The organism is Stutzerimonas sp. CXK-1 (genome assembly GCF_057738225.1).
Window position 1 is genome coordinate 1,839,225 of sequence record NZ_CM173217.1, and the last position, 16,595, is coordinate 1,855,819.

At 63.1% G+C, this 16,595-nt stretch carries 15 protein-coding genes and 2 tRNA genes; 10 read left to right on the forward strand and 7 right to left on the reverse strand.

The window, feature by feature from the left end:
- Position 1: 1 nt before the first annotated feature.
- The 4 genes from AC0KXH_RS08715 to AC0KXH_RS08730 are packed head-to-tail and all read right to left on the reverse strand — an operon-like array spanning position 2 to position 5,763.
- On the reverse strand, positions 2 to 1,021 hold the full coding sequence (locus AC0KXH_RS08715) for an ABC transporter permease (RefSeq protein WP_043219910.1): 1,020 nt from the start codon (positions 1,019 to 1,021) through the stop codon (positions 2 to 4).
- Position 1,022: 1 nt separating this feature from the next.
- The gene (locus tag AC0KXH_RS08720) at positions 1,023 to 2,096 is read right to left on the reverse strand and encodes a microcin C ABC transporter permease YejB (RefSeq protein WP_041105780.1); all 1,074 of its coding nucleotides are present in this window, start codon (positions 2,094 to 2,096) and stop codon (positions 1,023 to 1,025) included.
- Complete coding sequence (locus tag AC0KXH_RS08725; protein ID WP_488224507.1) at positions 2,096 to 3,928, reverse strand: extracellular solute-binding protein; 1,833 nt, start codon at positions 3,926 to 3,928, stop codon at positions 2,096 to 2,098. The genes AC0KXH_RS08720 and AC0KXH_RS08725 overlap by 1 nt, the downstream gene beginning before the upstream one ends.
- An 8-nt stretch (positions 3,929 to 3,936) precedes the next feature.
- Positions 3,937 to 5,763 (reverse strand): extracellular solute-binding protein, encoded by a 1,827-nt coding sequence (locus AC0KXH_RS08730; RefSeq protein ID WP_041105887.1) that lies wholly within the window; start codon positions 5,761 to 5,763, stop codon positions 3,937 to 3,939.
- Positions 5,764 to 5,905: 142 nt separating this feature from the next.
- On the opposite strand from AC0KXH_RS08730, the gene AC0KXH_RS08735 reads away from it, so the two are divergent.
- Positions 5,906 to 7,351 (forward strand): HDOD domain-containing protein, encoded by a 1,446-nt coding sequence (locus tag AC0KXH_RS08735; RefSeq protein WP_200292522.1) that lies wholly within the window; start codon positions 5,906 to 5,908, stop codon positions 7,349 to 7,351.
- A 10-nt stretch (positions 7,352 to 7,361) separates the two neighbouring features.
- Here AC0KXH_RS08735 and AC0KXH_RS08740 read toward each other — a convergent pair whose 3' ends face one another.
- The gene (locus AC0KXH_RS08740; protein ID WP_404718444.1) at positions 7,362 to 8,900 is read right to left on the reverse strand and encodes a lytic transglycosylase domain-containing protein; all 1,539 of its coding nucleotides are present in this window, start codon (positions 8,898 to 8,900) and stop codon (positions 7,362 to 7,364) included.
- Positions 8,901 to 8,999: 99 nt separating this feature from the next.
- Entirely contained in the window at positions 9,000 to 9,779 is a 780-nt protein-coding gene (gloB, locus tag AC0KXH_RS08745) for a hydroxyacylglutathione hydrolase (RefSeq protein ID WP_488224508.1), read from the reverse strand.
- 116 nt (positions 9,780 to 9,895) lie between these two features.
- Here gloB and AC0KXH_RS08750 point away from each other — a divergent pair, with 116 nt between their 5' ends.
- The 8 genes from AC0KXH_RS08750 to AC0KXH_RS08785 all read left to right on the forward strand — a co-directional run bounded on the left by AC0KXH_RS08750 (position 9,896) and on the right by AC0KXH_RS08785 (position 15,600).
- Entirely contained in the window at positions 9,896 to 10,651 is a 756-nt protein-coding gene (locus AC0KXH_RS08750; protein ID WP_061337393.1) for a class I SAM-dependent methyltransferase, read from the forward strand.
- Positions 10,652 to 10,696: 45 nt separating this feature from the next.
- Positions 10,697 to 11,152, forward strand: a complete 456-nt coding sequence (rnhA, locus tag AC0KXH_RS08755) for a ribonuclease HI (protein ID WP_041105771.1) — start codon at positions 10,697 to 10,699, stop codon at positions 11,150 to 11,152.
- A gap of 12 nt (positions 11,153 to 11,164) precedes the next feature.
- Positions 11,165 to 11,890, forward strand: a complete 726-nt coding sequence (dnaQ, locus tag AC0KXH_RS08760) for a DNA polymerase III subunit epsilon (protein ID WP_041105769.1) — start codon at positions 11,165 to 11,167, stop codon at positions 11,888 to 11,890.
- Positions 11,891 to 12,280: 390 nt separating this feature from the next.
- A complete protein-coding gene (gene gacA, locus AC0KXH_RS08765) occupies positions 12,281 to 12,925 on the forward strand; it encodes a response regulator transcription factor GacA (protein ID WP_041105885.1) in 645 nt (214 codons plus the stop codon).
- On the forward strand, positions 12,925 to 14,748 hold the full coding sequence (gene uvrC / locus AC0KXH_RS08770) for an excinuclease ABC subunit UvrC (protein WP_488224509.1): 1,824 nt from the start codon (positions 12,925 to 12,927) through the stop codon (positions 14,746 to 14,748). Before gacA ends, uvrC begins: the two co-directional genes overlap by 1 nt.
- A gap of 33 nt (positions 14,749 to 14,781) precedes the next feature.
- Positions 14,782 to 15,339: a CDP-diacylglycerol--glycerol-3-phosphate 3-phosphatidyltransferase gene (pgsA, locus tag AC0KXH_RS08775; protein WP_043219927.1), complete on the forward strand. Its 558-nt coding sequence runs from the start codon at positions 14,782 to 14,784 to the stop codon at positions 15,337 to 15,339.
- Positions 15,340 to 15,407: 68 nt separating this feature from the next.
- Positions 15,408 to 15,483 (forward strand) — tRNA-Gly (locus AC0KXH_RS08780).
- Between the two features lie 43 nt (positions 15,484 to 15,526).
- A tRNA-Cys gene (locus AC0KXH_RS08785) sits at positions 15,527 to 15,600 on the forward strand.
- A 60-nt stretch (positions 15,601 to 15,660) separates the two neighbouring features.
- Here AC0KXH_RS08785 and AC0KXH_RS08790 read toward each other — a convergent pair.
- Positions 15,661 to 15,855, reverse strand: a complete 195-nt coding sequence (locus tag AC0KXH_RS08790) for a PLDc N-terminal domain-containing protein (RefSeq protein WP_165563517.1) — start codon at positions 15,853 to 15,855, stop codon at positions 15,661 to 15,663.
- Positions 15,856 to 16,338: 483 nt separating this feature from the next.
- Between AC0KXH_RS08790 and AC0KXH_RS08795 the strand changes: the two genes are divergently transcribed.
- On the forward strand, positions 16,339 to 16,545 hold the full coding sequence (locus AC0KXH_RS08795) for a hypothetical protein (protein ID WP_041105441.1): 207 nt from the start codon (positions 16,339 to 16,341) through the stop codon (positions 16,543 to 16,545).
- Positions 16,546 to 16,595 lie beyond the last annotated feature (50 nt).

Consider the following 16,595-nt stretch of genomic DNA (forward strand, 5'->3'; position numbering starts at 1 on the left):
GTCACTTCCTTGGGTCGAAGGCATCGCGCGCCGCCTCGCCGATGAACACCAGCAGCGTCAGCATGACGGCCAGCACCACGAATGCGCTGATGCCGAGCCAGGGCGCCTGCAGGTTCGCCTTGCCCTGTGCCACCAGCTCTCCCAGCGAGGGAGCACCGGGTGGCAGCCCGAAGCCGAGAAAGTCGAGCGCGGTCAGCGTGCCGATCGCCCCGGTGAGGATGAACGGCATGAACGTCATGGTGGACACCATGGCGTTGGGCAGGATGTGGCGGAACATGATCGCGCCGTTGCGCATGCCCAGCGCCCGCGCCGCCCGCACATATTCGAGGTTGCGGCCGCGCAGGAACTCCGCACGCACCACGTCGACCAGGCTCATCCAGGAGAACAGCAGCATGATGCCCAGCAGCCACCAGAAGTTCGGTTGCACGAAGCTGGCCAGGATGATCAGCAGATAGAGCACCGGCAGCCCGGACCAGATTTCCAGTACCCGTTGCCCGACCAGGTCGACCCAGCCACCGTAGAAGCCCTGCAATGCCCCGGCAGCGACGCCGATCACCGAGCTGATCAACGTGAGCGTGAGCGCGAACAGCACCGAGATGCGGAACCCGTAGATCACTCGCGCCAGCACATCGCGGCCCTGGTCATCGGTACCCAGCCAGTTATCCCAGGACGGTGGCGCCGGCGCGGGGACCTGCAGGTCGTAATTGATGCTCGAATAGTCGAACGGGATCGGCGGCCAGATCATCCAGCCGTCTTTCTTGGCGATCAGCTTCTCGATGTAGGGGCTCTTGTAGTTGGCCTGCAGCGGGAACTCGCCGCCGAAGGTGGTCTCCGGATAGCGCTTGAAGACCGGGAAGTACCATTGCCCGTCGTAGCGCACCACGATCGGCTTGTCGTTGGCGATCAGCTCGGCGCCGAGGCTCAGCGTGAACAGCGCGACGAACAGCCAGAGCGACCACCAGCCGCGCTTGTGTGCCTTGAACAGCTCGAACCGGCGCTGATTGAGAGGGGACAGCTTCATTTCAGCCCTCCCGGCTTTCGAAGTCGATGCGCGGATCGACCAGGGTGTAGGTGAGGTCGCCGATCAGCTTGACGACCAGACCGAGCAAGGTGAACAGGAACAGCGTGCCGAACACCACCGGGTAGTCGCGGTTGATCGCTGCCTCGAAGCTCAGCAGGCCCAGACCGTCGAGCGAGAAGATCACTTCGATCAACAGCGAGCCCGTGAAGAACATGCCAATGAAGGCCGCCGGAAAGCCGGCGATGATGATCAGCATGGCGTTGCGGAAGACGTGACCATAGAGCACCCGATTCTTGCTCAAGCCCTTGGCGCGCGCGGTGATCACGTACTGTTTGTTGATCTCGTCGAGAAAGCTGTTCTTGGTCAGCAGCGTCAGTGTGGCGAAGTTGCCGATGACCAGCGCGGTGACTGGCAGCGCGAGATGCCAGAAATAGTCGAGGATCTTGCCGCCGAGCGTCAGGTCGTCGAAGTTGGCCGAGGTCAGGCCGCGCAGCGGGAACCAGTTCCAATAGCTGCCGCCGGCGAACAGCACGATCAGCAGAATCGCGAACAGAAACGCCGGGATCGCATAGCCGACGATGATCACCGAGCTGGTCCAGACATCGAAGCTGCTGCCGTGCCGGTTGGCCTTGGCGATACCGAGCGGAATGGACACCAGGTACATGATCAGCGTGCTCCACAGCCCCAGCGAGATCGATACCGGCATCTTTTCGAGAATCAGCTCGGTCACCTTGGCGTCTCGGAAGAAGCTCTCGCCGAAATCCAGCCGCGCGTAGTTGCTGAGCATCAGCCAGAAGCGTTCGGCCGGTGGCTTGTCGAATCCGTAGAGCCGCTCGATTTCGGCGATCAGCTCGGGATCCAGGCCTTGCGCGCCGCGGTAGTTGTTGCCGGCGGCGGCGACTTCCGAGCCACCGCCGGCGATACGGCTGGTCGCGCCTTCGAAGCCCTCGAGCTTGGCGATCGCCTGCTCGACCGGCCCGCCAGGCGCTGCCTGGATGATGATGAAGTTGATCAGCAGGATGCCGAACAGCGTCGGCACGATCAGCAGGAGACGTCGAACGATGTAGGCGAGCATCAGCGTTCCGACTCCGCGGGTGCCTGCGTCGGGGTGGCCGGGGCCGGTTCCTCGGGGCGCGTCCACCAGGTCATCAGGCCGATGTCCTGGCGTGGCGTCACTTGCGGGTGTGCCAGGTGGCTCCAATACGCCACGCGCCAGGTCTTGATGTGCCAGTTGGGTACGACGTAATGCCCCCAGAGCAATACGCGGTCGAGGGCTCGGGTATGGGTAATCAGCTCCTGGCGCGTGTCGGCGGCGATCAGTTGCTCGACCAGCGTGTCGATCGCCGGGTCTTTCAGACCGATGAAGTTGCGGCTGCCGGGGTTGTCGGCGCTGACCGAATGCCAGTACTCGCGCTGCTCGTTGCCCGGCGAGTTGGATTGGCCGAAGCCGCTGACGATCATGTCGAAGTCGCGCGAGCGCAGGCGGTTGACGTACTGCGAGACGTCTACCCGGCGAATTTCCAGCTCGATGCCGAGGTCGGCCAGGTTGCGTTTGTAGGGCAGCAGGACCCGCTCGAATTCGGACTGCACCAGGAGGAACTCGAGTTTCACTGGCTTGCCCTGGGCATCGACCATGCGGTCGTTCTCGACACGCCAGCCGGCCTCGGTGAGCAACTGATAGGCGCGTCGCTGCTGCTCGCGGATGATGCCGTTGCCGTCGGTGACCGGCAGCTCGAACGGCTTCTCGAAGACTTCGTCGGGAATCTGGCCGCGCAGCGGTTCGAGCACCGCGAGCTCATCCTTGCCGGGCAGACCGGAGGAGGCGAGCTCCGAGTTGTCGAAATAGCTGTGGGTACGGAAGTAGGCGCCGTTGAACAGCTGCCGGTTGGTCCATTCGAAGTCGAACAGCAATGCCAGCGCTTCGCGGACCCGCCGGTCCTGCAGCAGCGGACGGCGGATGTTGAAGATGAAGCCCTGCATGCCGGTGGGGTTGTAGTTCGGAATTTCTTCCTTGATCAGGCGACCTTCGTGCACGGCGGGAATGTCGTAGGCGGTTGCCCAGTTCTTTGCGCTGGTTTCCAGCCAGTAGTCGAACTGTCCGGCCTTGAATGCCTGGAGGGCGACGGTGTTGTCGCGGTAGTAGTCGAATACCAGCCGGTCGAAGTTGTAGAAGCCACGGTTCACGGCGAGGTCGCGTCCCCAGTAGTCCTCCACGCGCGCATAGCTGATCGAGCGGCCTGGCTGGACTCGCTCGACGCGATAGGGGCCGCTGCCGAGTGGCGGCTCCAGGCTGCCGGAAGTGAAGTCGCGCTCGGCCCACCAGTGCTTGGGCAGCACCGGCAGCTGGCCGAGGATCATCGGCAGCTCGCGGTTGCCGGCATGTTTGAAGTCGAAGCGAACCTGGCGCTTGCCTTCGACCACGACCCTGTCGACGTCCGCATAGTAGGCCCGGTATTGCGGTGCGCCCTGGCTGATCAGGGTCTCGAAGGTAAAGGCGACGTCCTCGGCGGTGACCGGCTGGCCATCGTGAAAGCGTGCCTCAGGGCGCAGATAGAAACGCACCCAGTCGTTTTTCGGGCCGCGCTCGATCTTCTCGGCGAGCAGCCCATAGACCGTGAAGGGTTCGTCGAGGCTGTTGGTGGTCAGCGTGTCATAGATCAGGCCGATGTCTTCGGCCGATACGCCCTTGTTGATGAAGGGGTTGAGCGAGTCGAAGCTGCCGAAACCGGCCTGCCGCAGGACGCCGCCCTTGGGGGCGTCAGGGTTGGCGTATTCGAAGTGCTTGAAGTTCGCCGGGTACTTGGGCGGTTCGTCGTACAGCGTGAGGGCATGACGGGGCGCGGCGCCTGCCAGCGTGCAGGCGCAGAGCAGGCCGAGCAAGGCGAACTGCTGGGCGAGTCGTTGCATGGGACGGTTCATTGAGCCTTCTCCAGGCCTTTCAGCCACCAGGCGCGCAGCCCCAGGGTGTAGGGCGGCGTGGTCTTGTAGGCGAAGCGGTTACGGTACGCCAGCCGATGATGGCCGATGTACCAGTTGGGAATGGTGTAATGGTTCCACAGCAGGATCCGATCGATCGCGCGCGTCACGGCGATCTGCTCGTCCCGGCTCTTGACGGCCAGCAGCTGGCTCAGCAGATCGTCGATCACTGGATTGGCGACGCCGGCGTAGTTGCGGCCGCCTTTGACGTCCACCTGGCTGGAATGGAAATACAGCCACTGCTCCTGACCCGGGCTCAGGCTCTGCGCCAGCGTGGTGAGAATCATGTCGTAGTCATATTGATCCAGGCGCTGCTTGTACTGCGATGCGTCGACCGTGCGCAGGTTCGCCTCGATGCCAACCCTCGCGAGGTTCTGGGCGTAAGGTTGCAGAATTCGCTCAAGGCGCGGGTTGACCAGCAGTATCTCGAAGCGCAGTGCCTCGCCGCGCTTGTTGCGCAACCCCGATTCGGTGAGCTTCCAGCCCGCATCGCGAAGCAGTTCGAGTGCCTGGCGCAGCGTCTTGCGCGGAATACCGTGGCCGGCGGTGCGGGGAAATTCGATCGGCTCGCTGAACAGTTCGGCAGGTAGTCGGTCCCGGTAGGCCGACAGGGCCAGCCACTCACCGCCCTCGGGCAGCCCGGTGGCGGCGAACTCGCTGTTGGGGTAGTAGCTTTCGCTACGCCGGTAGGCACCGTAGAAGAGGGCCCGGTTGGTCCATTCGAAGTCGAACAGCAGCCCCAGGGCCTGGCGGACACGGCGATCGTTGAAGATCGCGCGGCGGCTATTCATGAACAGCGCCTGGGTCTGAGTCGGGATCTGGTGCGGGATCTCGGCGCGAATCACATCGCCGCGCGTGACCGCGGGGAATTCATAAGCCGTCGCCCAGTTCTTCGCCTGGTGTTCGATATAAAAGTCGAACTCGCCGACCTTGAAGGCTTCGAAAGCGACGATGTCGTCGCGATAGAACTCCACTTCAACGCGATCGAAGTTGTACTTGCCACGGTTAACCGGCAGGTCCTTGCCCCACCAGTTCTTCACCCGCTCGAATACCAGGCGACGGCCGGGTACCACCTGGGCGATGCGATAGGGGCCGCTGCCCAGTGGCGGCTCGAACGTGGTGGCGCGGAAATCCTTGCCCTTCCAGTAGTGCTGCGGCAGCACCGGGAGTTCACCGAGGCGGCTGATCAGCAGGGGATCGGGGCGCTCGAAGACGAAGCGAATACGGTGACGGTTGAGAATATCGACCCGTTTGACGCCCTTGAGGTTGGTACGGAACTGCGGATGGCCTTCCTTGCGTAGCACGCGATAGGAAAACGCGACGTCATAGGCGGTGATTGCCTTGCCGTCGTGAAAGCGTGCCTCGTCCCGCAAGTTGAAGACCACCCAGCTGAAGTTATCGCTGTACTCCACGGACTCGGCGATCAGGCCGTAGCTGGAGGTGGGTTCGTCACCGGAGGGGTCGTAGATGCCACTACCGACCATCAGCGGCTCGTTCATCTCGCTGATGCCGTAGGCGAAGAAACCGGGGGTGGCGCTCGGACTGGTGCCCTTGAAGGTGTAAGGGTTGAGCGTGTCGAAGGTGCCGGAGGCCATCAGGCGTACCCGACCGCCCTTCGGCGCGCGCGGATTGACCCAGTCGAAGTGCGTGAAGCTCGAGGGATACTTGAGATTGCCGAACTGCGCATAGCCATGGCTCTGCGTGATGGTCGCCCAGACCGGCGGGCTGACCAGCAGGCAGCTGATTATCGCTAAAAGAAATCGCATCAGATGGAGGACCCGATCCATGGTGCTTTCAGGCTTTTCGGGTCGGTACAGTAACAGCTTGTCCGTGCTGGAAAAAGCGCGGGCTCCTCGGGCAAACTGAGGGTGATTTCATTGCGCCGCCATCGCGGCAAGGTGGCATTTCTTGCCCGTACATACCCAGGGTCTGCAATCGTGGATCGAGCGCCTCAACCAGTCCGAGTTGCCGGCGCTTGCCTCGGTCGTGACGGACCTCCAGCGCCTGACCCAGGCCGAGCACGCGTCGGTGCAGCAGCTCGCCGACGTGCTGTTGCGCGATGCGGCGCTGACTTCCAAGGTGCTGCGAGTGGCCAATAGCAGCTACTACAACCCCTCGCAGGAAGTGATCAAGACGATCTCCCGGGCGATCGTGCTGATCGGCTTCGACAACGTCCGTCTGATCAGCCTGTCGGTCAGCCTGGTCGACGGGCTGCTCGATCGCGCGCCGCGGCACCAGCTGCTGGAGCTGCTGGCGCGCTCCTTCCATGCGGCCGTGCAGGCGCGCAATCTGTCCGGTTACCTGATGTCGCGAAGCGAGGAAGAGGTCTTCATCGCGGCCTTGTTGTGCCATGTCGGAGAGCTTGCATTCTGGGGCTGTGGGGGCACGCAGGCCGATGAATTGGCCGAGGCCCTGGCGGTACCGGGTGTACTGGCGGACGAGGCTGTGCAACAGGTGCTTGGCACCAGCTTCCGTCAACTCACGCTGGGGCTGGTCAAAAGCTGGAGCCTCGGTGAACTGACGGCGCTGGCCCAGGGGGCGACAACGGTCCAGGACAGCCGCGCGCGGTCGGTGACGCTGGGTGTCAGGATCAGCGAGGCGGCGCTCGACGGCTGGGAGAGTCCGCGGATGGCCGCCTTGGCCGCCGAGTATGCCGATCTGGCCGGCATCAGCGAAGCAGACGCGCTGCAGCAGATCCTGGCCAGTGCCGACGAGGCCGTGCAGGTAGCCTCGACGTTCGGTGCGAGCAAGTTGTGCCGGTTGATCCCCAACACGGATCCGGAACAGATTCGTTTGCAACAGATGCAGCGACAGGCGGCGCTGCTGCAGCCCGATCTGCTGGTGCTGCAACAGGCGATGCAGGACCTGGGGCAGATGGCCTGTGCGGGCAGCGATGTCGCGCTGATCCTCGATGCGTTGCTAAAGGGGCTGCACCGGGGAGCGGGCCTGGAGCGCGTGATGGTGGTCGTGCTCGCCGACAAGCAGACGCGCTTTCGTGCACGGTGCGCCGTGGGGGAGGGTACGCAGAGCTGGCTCGAATCCTTCAGCCTGCCAGCCGAACAGCCGGAATTGCCGCATATCTTCAGTTATGTGCTGCGCCACCGTCAGCCGCTGTGGATGGGTGTGCCGGCCAGTTACAACCTGGCCGAGCTGGTCACCCAGCCGATTCGCCAACTGCTCGGCAACGGAATGTTCTTCGTTGCGCCGCTACTGGCGGGCACCCGGGAAATCGGCGTCATCTACGCCGACAGTCGGCTGTCCGGGCGGGCACTCAAGCACGAGCAGTTCGTCGCGTTTCAGCGTTTCGCCCAGCTGGCCGGGCGCTGCCTGGGCGCTTTGGCCGGTCGGGGTTGACCGGCGCTTCTCAGGGAAGATAGAGCGTCAGCAACTGACCGGGGCGCAGAATGCCTGTGCCGTGCGGGTTCCAGTTCTTCAGGCTGGCGATCTTGACGTTGAAGCGTCTGGCGATCTCGTACAGCGAATCGCCGCTGCGCACCTTGTAGTAGGTCGGCTTGCTCTTGGTGCCAGCCGCGGTTTTCTCTAGGAATAACGCCTGGCCCACCTTCAGCTGGCTGCCCGCCAGACCGTTCCATGCCTGCAGGTCGCGCACCGATACGCCCTGGCTCTTGGCGATATCCCAGAGGTTGTCGCCAGGCTTGACGCGGTAGCTGCGCGGCGTCGTCGCGCCGGAGCGGGCGGCCACGGCGTCCAGCAGGCGCGGCGTCGACCCGCTGGCACTGGGGATGGTCAGCGTCTGGCCGATACGAAGCGTGTTGCTGCGCAGACGGTTCACTTCCTTGAGCGTACGCACGCTGACCTGATGCCGGCCGGCGACTCCACTCAGGGTATCGCCCGGGCGAACCCGGTACTGCTGCCAGTCCACCAGATCCTGCGGCTTCATGCGCGCCAGGTTTGCCGCCAGCGTTTCCGCCTTGCTCAGCGGAACCAGCAGCTGCGGCGGGCCGTCGAGGGTGATCCGGCGCGTGAAGGCCGGGTTGAGCTGGATCAGCTCGTCCTCGTCGATGTCGGCCAGCTTGGCGACGCGGGCCAGGTCCATGCGCTGCTTGAGCGGGACGACTTCGAAATAGGGCTCGTTGGCGATCGGGCTCAGGCTGAGGCCGTAGGACTCGGGCGTCTTGATCAGCTGCGAAAGGGCGAGCAGCTTGGGTACGTAGTCACGCGTTTCGCTGGGCAGCGGCAGGTTCCAGTAGTCGGTCGGCAGGCCCAGCCGCTGATTACGCTCGATTGCCCGGCTGACCGTGCCTTCCCCGGCGTTGTAGGCGGCGAGGGCGAGCAGCCAGTCGCCGTTGAACAGGCCGTGCAGGTAATTGAGGTAGCGCAGGGCGGCGTTGGTCGAGGCGGTGATGTCGCGGCGCCCGTCGTACCAGTTGGTCTGCCGCAGATTGAAATGGCGTCCCGTCGAAGGGATGAATTGCCACAAGCCAACGGCATGCGCGGGCGAATAGGCGAACGGATCGTACGAACTCTCGATGACGGGCAGCAGGGCCAGCTCGAGCGGCATATTCTGCTCTTCGAGGCGTTCGACGATGTAATGAATGAACGGGCTGCCACGTTCGGTGGCGACTTCTACATTGGCCGGGCGGCTGGCGAACAGCAGGCGCTGCTGTTCGATGCGGGGATTACCGTCGACGTAGTCCTGCAGCTGGTAACCGTCGCGGATGCGCTCCCAGATGTCTTCATGGACTACGGGGCGGACGGTATCGCTCAACCAGATGGGATCGGCACGCTGGGTAACCTGACGACCGAGGCTCATATCGTCCTCGGCGTCGTGCCGGGCATTGCTCTGACAACCTGCCAGGGCGATGCACAGGGCCAGTGCAATGGCCCGGCCGGTAGTCACCAAGGCGTCTGGTTCGCAGCGTTTCCTGGGTTGTGGCGGCATGGGCGTGGCCTTCCGGGGCACAAAATTCGGGCGATTCTAGAAATGCCCTCCCGGGGGGTCAAGTTTGCCGGGTCGATTTCGGGATGTCGTCGACGCTGCTCAGAAGCGATCTTTCCAGCTTCGCAGGGCCGCGAATACCGCGACTTCCTCCTTCAGTTCGTGGCCCGCCTGTACGCTTGCCGAGCGGGCTACGGCGGTGTCCGCCGTGCGCAGGAAGGGGTTGGTCTGCTGCTCCAGTGCGAGGGTTGAAGGCAGGCTGCAGCGACCAGCCTCTCTCAGTTGGGAAACATCCTGAAACCGCTTTTCGATCGCCGGGTTGTCCGGCTCCACCGCACGGGCGAAGCGCAGATTACTGAGCGTGTACTCATGCGTGCAGAACACCTGCGTATGCTGCGGGAACGCAGCGAGTCGCGTCAGTGACTGGAACATCTGCTCTGGCGTACCTTCGAACAGGCGGCCGCAACCTGCGGCGAACAGGGTATCGCCACTGAACAGTACGGGTTGGTTGGGGTCTGCGTCGTAGTAGGCGATGTGTCCCAGCGTGTGACCGGGCACGGCGATGATGTGCAGATTGCGACCCAGCACTGCGACCTGATCGCCATCATCGAGCGCCATGTCTCGCCCGGGAATCTGCTCGTGGGCCGGGCCGAGCACTCGGGCACCGGTGCGTTCCTTGAGCGCCAGCACGCCACCGACATGGTCGTGATGGTGATGGGTGATCAGGATGTCGCTGAGTTGCCAGTCCGGATGCTGCTCCAGCCAGCGCAGCACGGGCTCGGCATCGCCGGGATCGACCGCGGCGCAGCGGCGCGAGGCGCTATCCTGCAGGAGCCAGATATAGTTGTCGGAGAAGGCGGGTAGGGCTTCGATGATGGGCATCTCGGGGTGCTCGCCAGACAGTGGACAAAGGCGCATGCTAGCAGCCCGGGGCGAAAGTTGAAGCCGCCCCGCATCTTGCGCAAGCTGTCCGCGTGAACCTGATACGGAGCCTTGCCATGACCGATCATTGCTGCACCAAAGCGCCCGATCAGGCGATGCGGATCGCCGAGTCCGCCAGGCTGTGGTTCGAAACGCCGCCGGGGCAGCAGTTGTTGCGCCAGGAGCAGCAGGCTCTGGAAGAGGCGCTGCAGCGCTGCTTTGGCAGTTATCTGGTGCATTGCGGCCCATTCGCCGGAGCGCCCTTGCAGGCGCAGAAGATCAAGCGCTGCGTTCGCCTCGGCGCACCAATGGACGGGGTCGAGATCCACTGCGACGAGCAGGCCTGGCCGATCGGTGAGCATGCGGCCGATGTGGTGGTCTTGCAGCACGCGCTGGATTTCTGCACCTCGCCACATGGCCTGCTGCGCGAAGCGGCGCGCAGCGTGAGGCCGGGGGGCCATCTGCTCATCCTCGGCGTGAATCCGTGGAGCCTATGGGGCGCCCGCCATCTGACCGCCCGTGACGGCTTTCGCCAGGCGCGCTGCATTCGCGCTTCGCGGGTCGGGGACTGGCTCAATCTGCTGGGGTTCGCGCTGGAGAATCGTCGCTTCGGGTGCTATTGTCCGCCGCTTTCCTCGAGCGACTGGCAGGCGCGACTGGCTCGTCTCGATCGGCTTGGTAATCGCTTGCAGGCCCCGGCCGGCGGCTTCTACTTGCTGATGGCGCGCAAGCTGATGATCGGGCTGCGGCCGCTGCGTCAGCAACGCCGAGAGCGCATGGGCAAGCTGTTGCCGATGCCGGTCGCCAAGGTCAGCCGTCGCAACGCCGAGTAGCCTTGCCGAGCGCACGCCTCGAACCCTTTGGACATACAGCATTTCATGAGTGACGACCTGGTCGAGATTTACACAGACGGTGCCTGCAAGGGTAATCCCGGCCCCGGTGGCTGGGGCGCCTTGCTGATTTACAAGGGCGTCAAGCGCGAGCTGTGGGGTGGCGAGGCGCAGACCACCAACAACCGCATGGAGCTGATGGCGGCGATCCGCGCGCTTGCCGAGCTCAAGCGACCCTGCAAGGTCCATCTTTGCACCGATTCGCAGTATGTGATGCAGGGTATCAACGACTGGCTGCCCAACTGGAAGAAGCGCGGCTGGAAAACAGCCAGCAAGCAACCGGTCAAGAATGCCGATCTGTGGCAACTGCTGGATGAGCAGGTGAATCGCCACGAAGTGACCTGGCAGTGGGTCAGGGGGCATACAGGCCATCCGGGCAACGAGCAGGCCGATCTGCTGGCTAACCGTGGTGTGGTTCAGGCCAAACGACAACCCATTGTGTAACGAGCGAGACCGATGCGCAGCGTAGTTCTGGATACCGAAACGACAGGCATGCCGGTGACCGATGGTCACCGTGTGATTGAAATCGGCTGCGTCGAGGTGATCGGCCGGCGTCTTACCGGGCGGCATTTCCATGTCTATCTGCAGCCTGATCGCGAGGTCGATGAGGGCGCAGTGGCGGTTCACGGGATCACCAACGAGTTTCTCGCTGACAAGCCGCGCTTCCGTGATGTCGCCGACGAGTTCTTCGAATTCATCCGCGACGCGCAGCTGGTGATTCACAACGCGGCGTTCGATATCGGCTTCATCAACAACGAGTTCGCCTTGCTCGGGCAGCGTGACCGCGCCGAGATCACCGACCACTGCACGGTGCTCGATACCCTGTTGATGGCGCGTGAGCGGCACCCGGGCCAGCGCAACAGCCTCGACGCGCTGTGCAAGCGCTATGGGGTCGATAACTCCGGCCGCGATCTGCACGGCGCCTTGTTGGACGCCGAGATTCTTGCCGACGTCTGGCTGACCATGACTGGCGGGCAGACCAACCTGTCCCTGGCTGGGGATGGTGCGGACAATGCCGGCGGTCGTCCCCAGCCCAGCCCGATCCGTCGTCTGCCGGCTGATCGTCAGCGCACGACCGTGCTGGCAGCCAGCGAACAGGAACTCGCCGCCCACGTGGCACGCCTTGCGGCAATCGAAAAGGCCGCTGGTGCGCCTGCCCTGTGGAGCCAGCTCGAGAGCTGACCACTCCCGCTTCCTCGAACAGGCGGCTACTGCATGGCATTGTGCTATCTTTGCCCGCCGTACGGCCTGGCACGTGCTGCGATGCATAACCGTTGACCAAGTCACCGCCCGGTTCGGCACAAATGCCGCTCGTCTTGTTCGGCGTGTGCTTCGTGCCGTCTGTCGGCTGAGCTATGGTTGTTGAGCGAATTTCCTACAGGCGCAATTGTGTAGGAGATCGCCCATGCCTGACGGCTCGCAGTGGTTATTGCGCCGCGCAATTCCCGGACGGGCGGCGTGTGCTTGCGTCGCCAGGGCGCAGGTGGCGGCCGATGTTTTTTGCTAAAGTTCGCGGCCTACGAAAAAGCCAGTAGCCAGCCAGCTTTGGTTCTGATTGACGAGGTGTTCTGCTTGATTAGAGTGCTGGTGGTCGACGACCACGATCTGGTGCGTACTGGTATTACCCGTATGTTGTCCGATATCGATGGCCTCTATGTGGTCGGTCAAGCGGACTCCGGCGAGGAGGCCATTCGCCGGGCGCGCGAGCTCAAACCGGACGTGGTCCTGATGGACCTGAAAATGCCTGGCATCGGCGGCCTGGAAGCCACTCGCAAGCTACTGCGTAGCAATCCGGACCTGAAGGTCATCGCGGTCACCATCTGTGAAGAGGACCCTTTCCCCACCCGTCTGCTGCAGGCGGGTGCCGCTGGATATCTGACCAAGGGCGCAGCGCTTGACGAGATGGTCAGGGCTATTCGCATGGTGTTCGCCGGCCAGCGCTACATCAGCCCGCAGATCGCTCAGCAGCTGGCGCTCAAGTCGTTCCAACCGCAGACCAGTGCTTCGCCGTTCGACCTGCTCTCCGAGCGTGAGATCCAGATCGCGCTGATGATTGCCAACTGCCAGAAGGTCCAGGCCATTTCCGACAAGCTCTGTCTTTCTCCCAAAACCGTGAACACCTATCGCTACCGCATCTTCGAGAAACTGGCGATCAGTAGTGATGTGGAGCTGGCGCTGCTGGCCGTCCGCCACGGCATGGTCGACACCGTCAACTGATGTCCGAGCGGTTCGATGCTTCAGCCTTCCTGGCCGCCTGCAGCGGGCGACCGGGCGTTTATCGAATGCTGGATGCCGACGGCAAGCTGCTCTATGTCGGCAAGGCAAAGAATCTCAAGAAGCGACTGGCGAGCTATTTCCGCAAGACCGGCCAGGCGCCCAAGACGGCTGCGCTGGTTGCGAAGATCGCCCAGGTCGAGACGACCATCACTGGCAATGAAACCGAGGCGCTGCTGCTCGAGCAGACGCTCATCAAGCAGTGGCGGCCGCCGTACAACATCCTGCTGCGTGACGACAAATCCTATCCCTATGTATTTCTTTCTGCAGGTAAATACCCGCGCTTGAGCATTCATCGCGGCGCGAAGAAGGAGCCGGGCCGCTATTTCGGGCCCTATCCCAGTGCCGGCGCGATTCGCGAGAGCCTTGGGCTGTTGCAGAAGGCATTCCTGGTGCGCCAGTGCGAAGACAGCTATTTCCGCAATCGCACGCGGCCCTGCCTGCAGTACCAGATCAAGCGTTGCAAGGCGCCCTGCGTGAATCTCGTCGCCCCGGAAGAATATGCCGAGGACGTCAGGCACTCGGTGATGTTTCTCGAGGGGCGCAGCAATGCGCTGGCCGAGGAGCTTTCGCGCAACATGGAGCAGGCGGCGCTGGCGCTGGATTTTGAGCGCGCTGCGCAGATTCGCGACCAGATCGGCATTTTGCGCCGTGTCCAGGATCAACAGAACATCGAGGGCGGCACCGGCAATGTCGACATCGTTGCGGCCAGTGTCAGCCCCGGCGGGGCTTGCGTACACCTGATCAGCGTGCGGGGCGGGCGAGTGCTCGGAAGCAAGAATTTCTTTCCGCAGGTGGCGATCGAGGAGAGCGTCGCTGACGTGTTGCTGGCATTCCTGGAGCAATATTATCTGGGCTCCGCCGAACGCGATTTGCCAGGCGAGCTGATCGTCAACGCCGCCCATGAGGATTATCCGACGTTCATTGCGGCTATCGCCGAGCTACGTGGCGCCGAGCTGAGCATCGTGCAGCGCGTCAGAGGAACGCGAGCGCGCTGGCAGCAGATGGCGCTGACCAATGCCGAGCAGGCACTGACTGCCCGGCTGGCCAACCGTCAGCACCTTTCGGCACGCTTCGAGGCGCTGGCCGATGCACTCGGGCTGGACGAGCCTCCACAGCGCCTGGAGTGCTTCGACATCAGCCATTCCAGTGGCGAGGCCACGGTGGCCTCCTGCGTGGTATTCGGCCCGGAGGGGCCGCTCAAGTCCGACTACCGACGGTTCAACATCGAAGGCGTAACGGCGGGCGATGACTATGCGGCGATGCATCAGGCGTTGTCGCGGCGCTTTCGCAAGGTGGCCGAGGGAGAGGGCAAGCGGCCGGATATCCTGCTGGTGGATGGCGGCAAGGGCCAGCTCAATATGGCGCGCGAGGTATTGGCCGAGCTTTCTCTGTCCGACCGGATCCTGCTCGGCGTGGCCAAGGGCGTCACTCGCAAGCCTGGCTTCGAGACGCTTTACTTGAACGATGTGGCTCACGAATTCACCCTGCCGGGCGACTCACCGGCACTGCACCTGATCCAGCAGATTCGTGACGAGGCGCATCGCTTCGCGATCACTGGGCACCGGGCTCGGCGAGGCAAGGCGCGGCGGACCTCCAGCCTCGAAGACGTGCCGGGGATCGGTCCGAAGCGGCGGCGAGAACTGCTCAAGCATTTTGGCGGTCTGCAGGAATTGTGCAGAGCCAGTGTCGACGAGATTTCCAAGGCACCGAGCATCAGCAAAAAGCTCGCCGAGTCGATTTATGCTGCGTTGCACAGTGAGTAGAATCAACGTCTTTTCCGCAGCTCAGTGGTACCGATGAATATTCCAAACCTGCTCACCGTACTGCGTGTACTGCTGATTCCCTTCTTCATACTGCTGTTCTATCTGCCGTTTCACTGGAGTTATCTGGCGGCAAGCGCGGTATTTACCGTGGCTGCGCTGACCGACTGGCTCGACGGTTATTTGGCGCGCCGGCTGCAGCAGAGTACGCCGTTCGGCGCCTTTCTCGATCCGGTGGCCGACAAGCTCATGGTGGCTGTGGCGCTGGTGTTGCTCGTGGGCGAGCATGCGAACCTGTGGCTGACTCTGCCTGCGGCGATCATCATCGGGCGGGAAATCGTCGTATCGGCGTTGCGTGAGTGGATGGCCGAACTCGGCGCCCGTGCGCAGGTGGCGGTTTCCAGCCTTGGAAAATGGAAGACGGCAGCGCAGATGGTGGCGCTCGTCATCCTGCTGGCCAACCCGCCAGCCCTTACCGTCTGGGTCGGCCTGGGGTACGCGTTGTTGATCGTCGCCGCGGCGTTGACGCTCTGGTCGATGGTCAACTACCTGGTAGCGGCCTGGCCGCATCTGAGCCCCTCCGAGAATAAATAAACTTTTTTTAATCAAGGGCTTGACGAGGCTTTGCGGAGCGCTACAATGGCGCCCGTCAACACGACAACGCGGGAATAGCTCAGTTGGTAGAGCACGACCTTGCCAAGGTCGGGGTCGCGAGTTCGAGTCTCGTTTCCCGCTCCAGTTTAAGGCGCGCCGCAGTTTAGATGCGGCGTGTGCGTTTTGAGGCCGGTTGGCAGAGTGGTTATGCAGCGGATTGCAAATCCGTGTACGCCGGTTCGATTCCGACATCGGCCTCCATATCAAGAGCCCCGCAGATGATGAATCTGCGGGGTTTTTTGTTTCTGGCGCTAAAGTGCCTCAGCGCAAGCGGCGCACGCCAACTATCAGCCAGAACAATAGGCCGAGCAGCGGAAACAGGGCGATGCCCAGTGCCCATATGGCTTTCGAGCCGACACTGCGTTCGCTCTTGAATACGCTGATGATGGCCAGAAGATCGAGGACGATCACCAGCACAGCACCGGCGATGGCCAGGTAAGTCGTCGTATCGGACATGCGCAGCTGCTCCTCTCAGGCTTTCTGCCTCAGGCCGTACATACATGCCTCGGGTTCCTTGGGCCGGTGCTGTTTGGCCGGTGAATGGCGCCGATGGGGCGAGCGGGTGGTGATCGCGCAGTCCCTCGAATTCGCCAGATGCTGGCTGTCACGGGCGGCTACCGGCTTCGGCTCGATGCAGCTTTTTCGGGCCCTGGGCCCAGGCTCACCGGGGATGATCCTCGGGCTCGGGACCGCTACCAATCCGGATCGTGGCCTGGCCGGAGTGGCTGAGTTCCGCCTGGCTCTGGCGTAACCCTGGACGACCGGGGCGGCGCTGGCGATTCTGCTGATGCGGACGCCTCCATTCGCAGCGGCTTTGTTGTGCGAGAGCCGCGTGACGTTCGTCGCCAGGCTCTAGCCGGCCGATAAGCGGGCATTTGCCGGGGCGTGGCGCTGGCATAATGCCAGTCCCCGCGAGTGCATCGCACAGGATGAATAGCCATGACCGTTGAGCGTTACTCCATCATTCTCGAGGCGCGTGACCAGACGCTGCTGTCGCGCGCCACGCGAGAAGAGGTCGAGCAGTTCTGGGACGAGCACGATGCGCTCTACTTCGGTTTGCGGATGGAAGCCGAAGCACCCGGGCATTGGCTGGTCTACGTGACCGAAGAGATTCCCGAGGACGAACGGCTTCCCTGCGAAGCCTGATCGCGGCTGGGCGGATATCTGCGCACATCGGCTATGGGCGGCGTGCCCGG

What these genes read in the sequence shown, in the direction of transcription:
- uvrC (WP_488224509.1), top strand. Translation starts at nt 12,925, where the DNA reads ATGTCCGAGCGGTTCGATGCTTCAGCCTTCCTGGCCGCCTGCAGCGGG.
- gloB (WP_488224508.1), bottom strand. Translation starts at nt 9,779, where the DNA reads ATGCCCATCATCGAAGCCCTACCCGCCTTCTCCGACAACTATATCTGG.
- pgsA (WP_043219927.1), top strand. Translation starts at nt 14,782, where the DNA reads ATGAATATTCCAAACCTGCTCACCGTACTGCGTGTACTGCTGATTCCC.
- AC0KXH_RS08725 (WP_488224507.1), bottom strand. Translation starts at nt 3,928, where the DNA reads ATGCAACGACTCGCCCAGCAGTTCGCCTTGCTCGGCCTGCTCTGCGCC.
- AC0KXH_RS08740 (WP_404718444.1), bottom strand. Translation starts at nt 8,900, where the DNA reads ATGCCGCCACAACCCAGGAAACGCTGCGAACCAGACGCCTTGGTGACT.
- AC0KXH_RS08750 (WP_061337393.1), top strand. Translation starts at nt 9,896, where the DNA reads ATGACCGATCATTGCTGCACCAAAGCGCCCGATCAGGCGATGCGGATC.
- rnhA (WP_041105771.1), top strand. Translation starts at nt 10,697, where the DNA reads ATGAGTGACGACCTGGTCGAGATTTACACAGACGGTGCCTGCAAGGGT.
- AC0KXH_RS08795 (WP_041105441.1), top strand. Translation starts at nt 16,339, where the DNA reads ATGACCGTTGAGCGTTACTCCATCATTCTCGAGGCGCGTGACCAGACG.
- AC0KXH_RS08790 (WP_165563517.1), bottom strand. Translation starts at nt 15,855, where the DNA reads ATGTCCGATACGACGACTTACCTGGCCATCGCCGGTGCTGTGCTGGTG.
- AC0KXH_RS08715 (WP_043219910.1), bottom strand. Translation starts at nt 1,021, where the DNA reads ATGAAGCTGTCCCCTCTCAATCAGCGCCGGTTCGAGCTGTTCAAGGCA.
- dnaQ (WP_041105769.1), top strand. Translation starts at nt 11,165, where the DNA reads ATGCGCAGCGTAGTTCTGGATACCGAAACGACAGGCATGCCGGTGACC.
- AC0KXH_RS08720 (WP_041105780.1), bottom strand. Translation starts at nt 2,096, where the DNA reads ATGCTCGCCTACATCGTTCGACGTCTCCTGCTGATCGTGCCGACGCTG.
- AC0KXH_RS08730 (WP_041105887.1), bottom strand. Translation starts at nt 5,763, where the DNA reads ATGCGATTTCTTTTAGCGATAATCAGCTGCCTGCTGGTCAGCCCGCCG.